The organism is uncultured Flavonifractor sp. (genome assembly GCF_944387675.1).
Lineage (GTDB): Bacteria > Bacillota > Clostridia > Oscillospirales > Oscillospiraceae > Flavonifractor.
In genome coordinates this window covers 1-6,516 of the sequence record NZ_CALXFV010000113.1, presented here as the reverse complement: position 1 = coordinate 6,516, position 6,516 = coordinate 1, and the positions used below count along the sequence as shown (strand labels likewise).

The 6,516-nt window shown below is 62.0% G+C and carries 9 protein-coding genes; 4 read left to right on the top strand and 5 right to left on the bottom strand.

What is annotated here, in order from left to right; translation table 11 throughout:
• Nucleotides 1-47: 47 nt before the first annotated feature.
• On the bottom strand, nt 48-452 hold the full coding sequence (gene rpsI, locus Q0J74_RS09805) for a 30S ribosomal protein S9 (RefSeq protein ID WP_297214043.1): 405 nt from the start codon (nt 450-452) through the stop codon (nt 48-50).
• 17 nt (nt 453-469) lie between these two features.
• Nucleotides 470-901 carry a 50S ribosomal protein L13 gene (rplM, locus tag Q0J74_RS09800; protein WP_191398093.1) on the bottom strand — a complete coding sequence of 144 codons (432 nt, stop codon included), beginning with the start codon at nt 899-901 and terminating at the stop codon, nt 470-472.
• A 221-nt stretch (nt 902-1,122) separates the two neighbouring features.
• Here rplM and Q0J74_RS09795 point away from each other — a divergent pair, with 221 nt between their 5' ends.
• The 4 genes from Q0J74_RS09795 to Q0J74_RS09780 all read left to right on the top strand — a co-directional run bounded on the left by Q0J74_RS09795 (nt 1,123) and on the right by Q0J74_RS09780 (nt 4,366).
• Nucleotides 1,123-1,881: a tRNA lysidine(34) synthetase gene (locus Q0J74_RS09795; RefSeq protein WP_297214034.1), complete on the top strand. Its 759-nt coding sequence runs from the start codon at nt 1,123-1,125 to the stop codon at nt 1,879-1,881.
• A gap of 123 nt (nt 1,882-2,004) precedes the next feature.
• Nucleotides 2,005-3,270 carry a putative DNA modification/repair radical SAM protein gene (locus Q0J74_RS09790; protein ID WP_297214031.1) on the top strand — a complete coding sequence of 422 codons (1,266 nt, stop codon included), beginning with the start codon at nt 2,005-2,007 and terminating at the stop codon, nt 3,268-3,270.
• 11 nt (nt 3,271-3,281) lie between these two features.
• The gene (locus Q0J74_RS09785; protein ID WP_297214029.1) at nt 3,282-4,049 is read left to right on the top strand and encodes a TIGR03915 family putative DNA repair protein; all 768 of its coding nucleotides are present in this window, start codon (nt 3,282-3,284) and stop codon (nt 4,047-4,049) included.
• On the top strand, nt 4,046-4,366 hold the full coding sequence (locus Q0J74_RS09780) for a TIGR04076 family protein (RefSeq protein WP_297214027.1): 321 nt from the start codon (nt 4,046-4,048) through the stop codon (nt 4,364-4,366). Before Q0J74_RS09785 ends, Q0J74_RS09780 begins: the two co-directional genes overlap by 4 nt.
• 60 nt (nt 4,367-4,426) lie before the next feature.
• Here Q0J74_RS09780 and Q0J74_RS09775 read toward each other — a convergent pair whose 3' ends face one another.
• The 3 genes from Q0J74_RS09775 to Q0J74_RS09765 form a co-directional block, all read right to left on the bottom strand.
• Nucleotides 4,427-5,281: a zinc dependent phospholipase C family protein gene (locus Q0J74_RS09775; RefSeq protein ID WP_297214025.1), complete on the bottom strand. Its 855-nt coding sequence runs from the start codon at nt 5,279-5,281 to the stop codon at nt 4,427-4,429.
• A 137-nt stretch (nt 5,282-5,418) separates the two neighbouring features.
• Complete coding sequence (locus Q0J74_RS09770) at nt 5,419-6,123, bottom strand: ABC transporter ATP-binding protein (RefSeq protein WP_297214046.1); 705 nt, start codon at nt 6,121-6,123, stop codon at nt 5,419-5,421.
• 9 nt (nt 6,124-6,132) lie between these two features.
• The coding region (locus Q0J74_RS09765; protein ID WP_297214022.1) for an ABC transporter ATP-binding protein at nt 6,133-6,516 on the bottom strand (384 nt) is incomplete at its 5' end.

Here is a 6,516-nt window from a genome sequence, read left to right as displayed (position 1 = left end):
CCCGGAAACCGCGTAGTTCCGGGGTTTTTGACCACTTTTGATAAAGTTTAGCGCTTGCTGAACTGCGGAGCGCGACGAGCGGCTTTGAGGCCGTACTTCTTGCGCTCCTTCATGCGAGGATCGCGGGTGAGGAAGCCGGCGGCCTTCAAAGCGGCGCGGAACTCGGGGTTCACCTGGAGCAGGGCGCGGGCTACGCCGTGACGGATGGCGCCGGCCTGGCCGGTGACACCGCCGCCCACTACAGTGGCCTCGATGTCCACTTTGCCCAGGGTATCAGTGGTGGCCAGAGGCTGACGCACGATGAGCTTCAGGGTCTCCAGGCCGAAGTAGTCGTCAATATCCCGGCCGTTGATGGTGATGGCGCCGGTACCATTGGGGAACAGATGCACACGGGCCACGGAGGACTTGCGCCGGCCAGTGCCATACAGATAAGGCTTCTTGCTCTTATACATTCTCTTGTACCTCCTGCTTAGTTGGCAGCCCAGGCTTCGGGCTTCTGGGCGGTGTGAGGATGCTCGGCGCCCCGGTAGATGTGCAGGCGGGACAGAGAATCCTTGGTGATGATGTTGCGGGGCATCATGCCGCGGACGGCCACACGCATGGCCAGCTCGGGCTTCTGCTGCATCAGCAGGCGGTAGGGAGTCTCCTTCAGGCCGCCCACCCAGCCGGAGTGGGTGCGGTAATACTTCTGCTCCAGCTTCTTGCCGGTGAGAACGGCCTTCTCAGCGTTGACGATCACAACGTAATCGCCGCAGTCGGCGTGGGGGGTGTACTCGGGCTTGTGCTTGCCCCGCAGCAGGGTGGCCGCAGTGGCGGCAGTCTTGCCCAGGGGCTTGCCCGCCGCGTCGAGGATATACCACTTGCGGACGATGTTCCCCTTGTTGGCCATAAAAGTGGACATGGTGAAACCTCCAATTTGTTGATATCTAAAAATATGTCTAAACAGAATACAGGCCCCAATCTTTACGATTGGAGCGTTTTGTATTATAATACGGTGGTTCCCGGGTGTCAACACGTTTTCCGATTTTTTTAAACTGAAATTTACTTTTCTTTTATTTTCTCTTCTATGCTCTCTTATACTCTCGTTTTCTCCGTTTCTATTTTCATTTTTTCGAGGTGCCTATGAATAAGATCCTCAGCTATGTCCGCCGCTGTGTGGAGGATTACGACATGATTCAGGCCGGAGACCGGGTGGCGGTAGGGGTATCCGGCGGCAAAGACTCCCTGGTGCTCCTCACCGCCCTGGCTCGGCTGCGGGAATTTTATCCCAAACCCTTTACCCTGGAGGCCTACACCCTGGATATGGGACATGTGGACGGCGGCACAGGGATGGACTTTGCCCCGGTGGCGGCCTATTGCAGGGAAATCGGCGTACCCTTCACTCTCCTCCCCTCGGAGATTCACCACATTATCTTCGATCTGCGGAAGGAGAAGAATCCCTGTTCCATGTGCGCCAAAATGCGCCGGGGCGCCCTCCACAACGCCTTGAAGGAGCGGGGTATCACCAAAATAGCCCTGGGCCACCACTTTGACGATGCGGTGGAGACCTTCTTTCTCTCCCTGTTCTATGAGGGGCGGCTGTCCTGCTTCCAGCCGGTAACCTGGCTGGACCGGACAGGAATCACCCAGATCCGCCCCATGCTCTACTGCGGGGAGGGTCTGATCCGCAATGCCGCAGTCCGCAACGGCCTGCCGGTGGTGTTCAACCCCTGCCCCGCAGACGGTTACACCAAGCGTCAGGAGGTCAAGGAGCTGATCCGCACCCTGGACAAGCAGTATCCCGGCCTGAAAAGCCGGGTCTTTGGAGCCATGCAGGGTCTGCCCCTCCCCGCCTGGGGTCCGGTGGAGCACCGCCGGGTACCTCCGCCGGAAGAGCCCTGAGCAGCGTTCCCGGAGCGAAGCGTTTCGCTCCGGGGATTTTTGTTTTCCAGCCTTCCCCTCTTGACTGATACATTTGTTCGAGATATAATACTCGTACAACAGTTCGGGAAGGAGAGACAGGCCATGGAGCTGCTGGACAAGCTGACCATTCTGGCGGATGCCGCCAAGTACGATGCCGCCTGCACCTCCAGCGGAGTGGACCGCGGCGCCCGGCCCGGCGGGCTGGGGAGCGCCATGGCTGCCGGGTGCTGCCACTCCTTTTCCGCCGACGGCCGGTGTATCTCCCTGCTGAAGGTGCTGATGACCAACCGGTGCATCTACGACTGCCAGTACTGTGTCAACCGCCGGTCCAACGACCTGCCCCGGACTGCCTTCACTCCCTGGGAGCTGGCGGAACTCACCATGGGCTTTTACCGGCGCAACTACATTGAGGGGCTGTTTCTCTCCTCCGCCGTGTGGGGCAGCCCCGACCGCACCACCGAGGCCATGATACAGGCCCTGAGGCTGCTGCGGCAGGAATACAGCTTCCACGGCTACATCCACGCCAAGGCCATCCCCGGGGCCGACCCGGCTCTCACCCGGCAGCTGGGTCTGCTGGCCGACCGGCTCAGCGTCAACATTGAGCTGCCCAGCGAGGACAGCCTGGCCCGCCTGTGTCCCGACAAGAAAAAGAGGGCCATTCTGGCCCCCATGGCCCAGATTCGGGACGGAATTCAGGTGTCCAGGGGAGAGCTGGTCAAATATAAACACGCTCCCCGGTTTGCTCCGGCGGGCCAGTCCACCCAGATGATCATCGGGGCTACCCCGGAGAGCGACAAGCATATCCTCACCCTTACCCAGGCGCTGTACGACAAGTATAAGCTCAAGCGGGTATTTTACTCGGCCTATGTGCCGGTGTCGGACAGCGCCCTCCTCCCCGCCCGGCGGGACTTCAAGCCCCCGCTGCTGCGGGAACACCGGCTGTATCAGGCCGACTGGCTGCTGCGGTTCTACCACTTCCGTGCAGAGGAGCTGCTGGACGAGGCAAATCCCAACTTCAATCCCCTGGTGGACCCCAAGTGCTCCTGGGCGCTGGGGCATATGGAATTTTTCCCGGTAGAGGTCAACCGGGCGGACTACGAGGCCCTGCTGCGGGTCCCCGGCATCGGGGTGGTGTCCGCCCGGCGCATCCTCACTGCCCGGCGGTGCGGCCCCCTCACCTTTGAAGGCTTGAAAAAGCTGGGGGTGGTGCTCAAGCGGGCCCAGTACTTTCTCACCTGCTCGGGAAAAATGCTGGAGGGCCTGCGGGTCAGCCCCGACGGGGTGCTGCGCCACCTGGTGGCCCAGGAGCGGCCCATGCTGGCCCAGAGTGTACCGGAGCAGCTGTCCCTGTTCGAGCAGACGGGATAAGGAGGAATGACATGGGCTGGAGCCAGGTCAGCTATCATTACGACGGCAGCTTTGCGGGGTTTCTGTGCTGTGTGTTTGAGGCCTATCTCCACAAAGAGGCCCCCGCCTGTTTCCTGGGTCCGGAGGACGGACGGCTTTCCCTGTGGCCGGAGCGGCAGATATCCACCGATGAGGCTCATGCCAAGCGGGTATATCGGTCTCTGGACCGGAGCCTCGGTGCTCAGGGGCGGCGGTTGGTGGTCTACGGCTTCCTCACCTGCCTGCCGGAGCGGGAGATGGCCCTGTGGGCCTTCCTGCGGCTGGGCTATGAGCGGGGACCGGGAGTGGTGCGGGACCTCACCGACGACCGGGTGAGCACCCTGAACAAGGCGGTGCAGCACCTCACCGGGGAGGCCCACCTGCTCAAAGGCTTCGTCCGGTTCTCTGAGCAGGAAGGGCTGCTCATTGGGGAAATTGAGCCGAAAAACCGGGTGCTTCCCCTGCTCCGCCCCCACTTTTGCACCCGGTACTCCGGGGAATCCTTCGTGCTTTACGACCGAACCCACGGGGAGGCCCTGTTTTACCGACCCCACCGGTGGGCCATCGTCCCCCTGGCGGAGTTCCGTCTGAATGGGCCGGCCCAGGAGGAGCAGGAGTACCGCCGGCTGTGGCGGCGGTTTTACGACACCATTTCCATCGCGGAGCGGTACAACCCCAAATGCCGCATGACCCATATGCCCAAGCGCTACTGGGGTACCATGACAGAATTTCAGAGAGAACAGGAGGGACTGCCGCCATGAAACAGGTGCGCATCACCGTGCTCCGAAAACAGCTCTATCCTGATTTGGTTCGCCAATACCTCACAGAACCCCCGGAAGAATGCGTTTGCGATTTCTTCCAGGAAGGGGACAGCTTTCTCTACACCGGCGGGGCCGAGATGCCGGAGGGGTTTTGTCCCTGGGCCTGGATCGACCTTTACCGCACCGTCTCCGCCCTATCCTGCGGGGCCACCTACACTCCCTGGCAGCGGGAGGAGGGAACCAGCGTGGTATGCTGCACCGACGGTATCCGGCCGGTCAGCTTTCTTCTGGAGGCCGTGGAGTCCCGTCCGTCATAAACTGAGGTCCGCCCCGCGCGCTGCGCGGGGCGGACCTCTTCGTTGTTTACGGTATGCCGTTCAGGAAATGAGAGAGTACCCCGGTACCTCCCGCCACTGAATCCGGGGCGGCATGCGGACGGGCGCGCCCTTAAAGTCCCGGTCAAACCAGCGGGGTACGGGGTGCTCCGCCTCAATGGCCTGGAAAAATGCGGTAATCTGTTTCACCGTTTCGGGAACGGCGCCCTCCAGCAGGCGGTCCAGATGGGCGTTACTCTCCACCGCGGAGGGGTGGGGGTCCCGCTTCAGGGCCACGCCCTTGGCGGAGCGAATGGGCAGCATATGGCTTACCACGCCGATCACCCGGCCGGTGGCCCGGCCGTTGGAACGGGCCAGAATATTCAGGTACCGGTCCATGGACCGGCAGGCCCACCGCATTTGACTGGGGGAGGCGCTGGCGTAGGCCCGGGCGGCCGCGTCCCATACCTGGGAGTGGCGGCCGGGAATGGAGGGCAGGTAGGCCCGCTCAAATCCGTCCAGCCCGTCGCCCTCAATCAGCATCCGGTCATATTCCCCCTCCATAGCCATGTGGGAGATGGGGCCGTCCACCGCCCGCTGGTTCACATAGCCGTGGCAGGCGCTGTCCAGAGCCAGGTGGCACAGAAAGCCCGCTCCATAGCCCACCGACATGGGGACGTCCTCCTCAATGGCCTGACGCAGCCGCTCCACCGCCGGCAGGGCGGAATTGCGGTGCATCCGCACCCCCTCCCGCCGGACGGCGTTGGGGCGGATAGGCTGATAGAAAAACAGCGGGTCGGGTCCCAGGCAGCCCAGGTCAAAGGCCTCCCGCTCCCGGTCGATGATATGGGCCAGCTCCGCCGGCAGATCGGACAGAACCTTGTCGCCAAACTTCAGGTGGGCATAATAATTCGGCATGATCGGCTTGCCTTCCTCCTTACATATTCCGCAAAATGGTCCCAACATTTTTATTATATCACAGCCATCAAGGCCGGGGCAAACAGAAAAAGGCATGCCGGAAAGAGAATTCCGGCATGCCTTTTTGTCTGTTTTGCTCAGCCGCCCAGGTAGGCCTTCTTCACCGTCTCGTCGGCCAGCAGGGTCTTGCCCGGACCGGTGAGGGTGATTCGGCCGGTCTCCAGCACGTAGCCCCGGTCGGCCACGCTGAGGGCCATCCGGGCGTTCTGCTCCACCAGCAGAATCGTGGTTCCCGCCTTGTGGAGGGACTTGATGATGTCAAAAATCTGCTCCACCAGAATGGGGGCCAGGCCCATGGAGGGCTCATCCATCATCAGCAGCTTGGGGTTGGACATCAGCGCCCGGCCCATGGCCAGCATCTGCTGCTCGCCGCCGGACAGGGTACCTGCCACCTGGCGGCGCCGCTCCTTCAGCCGGGGAAACTGCTCATAAACCCGCTCCAGATGGGGGGCCACCGCAGTGCCTGGCTGGGTAAAGGCGCCCATCTCCAGATTCTCCTCCACCGTCATCTGGGAGAAGACTCGGCGGCCTTCCGGCACCTGGGCCAGCCCCTGGGCCACCAGCTTGTGAGCGGGTACCCCGTGGATGGACTTCCCCATAAACTCAATGGACCCGGTCCGGGTGTGGAGCAGGCCGGAGATGGTCTGGAGGGTGGTGGACTTCCCAGCGCCGTTGGCTCCGATGAGGGTGACGATCTCCCCCTCCTCCACCTGGAAGGAGATGTCTTTCACGGCGTGGATGGCGCCGTAATACACGTTGATGTTTTTTACGTCAAGCAGCATCCCCACAGCTCATACCTCCTTCTGGTCGCCCAGATAGGCCTTGATAACCTCCGGGTCGTTCTGGATCTCGGTAGGAGTCCCCTTGGCGATGATCTGTCCGAAGTTGAGCACGCAGATGCCTTCGCAGATGCCCATGACCAGGCTCATGTCGTGCTCAATCAGAAGAATGGCGATCTGGAAGGTGTCCCGGATCTTGACGATATTCTCCATCAAATCGGCGGTCTCCGAGGGGTTCATGCCCGCCGCCGGCTCGTCCAGCAGCAGCAGGGAGGGATTGGTGGCCAGGGCGCGGACAATCTCCAGCCGCCGCTGGGCGCCGTAGGGCAGGGAGCCGGCCTTGGCCCCCGCCAGGTGCTCCATATCGAAGATGTGCAGCAGCTCCATGGCGCTCTC

Excerpts from the sequence above, each read along its gene's own strand:
- rpsI (WP_297214043.1), bottom strand. The coding sequence starts at position 452 with ATGTATAAGAGCAAGAAGCCTTATCTGTATGGCACTGGCCGGCGCAAG.
- rplM (WP_191398093.1), bottom strand. The coding sequence starts at position 901 with ATGTCCACTTTTATGGCCAACAAGGGGAACATCGTCCGCAAGTGGTAT.
- Q0J74_RS09795 (WP_297214034.1), top strand. The coding sequence starts at position 1,123 with ATGAATAAGATCCTCAGCTATGTCCGCCGCTGTGTGGAGGATTACGAC.
- Q0J74_RS09790 (WP_297214031.1), top strand. The coding sequence starts at position 2,005 with ATGGAGCTGCTGGACAAGCTGACCATTCTGGCGGATGCCGCCAAGTAC.
- Q0J74_RS09785 (WP_297214029.1), top strand. The coding sequence starts at position 3,282 with ATGGGCTGGAGCCAGGTCAGCTATCATTACGACGGCAGCTTTGCGGGG.
- Q0J74_RS09780 (WP_297214027.1), top strand. The coding sequence starts at position 4,046 with ATGAAACAGGTGCGCATCACCGTGCTCCGAAAACAGCTCTATCCTGAT.
- Q0J74_RS09775 (WP_297214025.1), bottom strand. The coding sequence starts at position 5,281 with ATGCCGAATTATTATGCCCACCTGAAGTTTGGCGACAAGGTTCTGTCC.
- Q0J74_RS09770 (WP_297214046.1), bottom strand. The coding sequence starts at position 6,123 with ATGCTGCTTGACGTAAAAAACATCAACGTGTATTACGGCGCCATCCAC.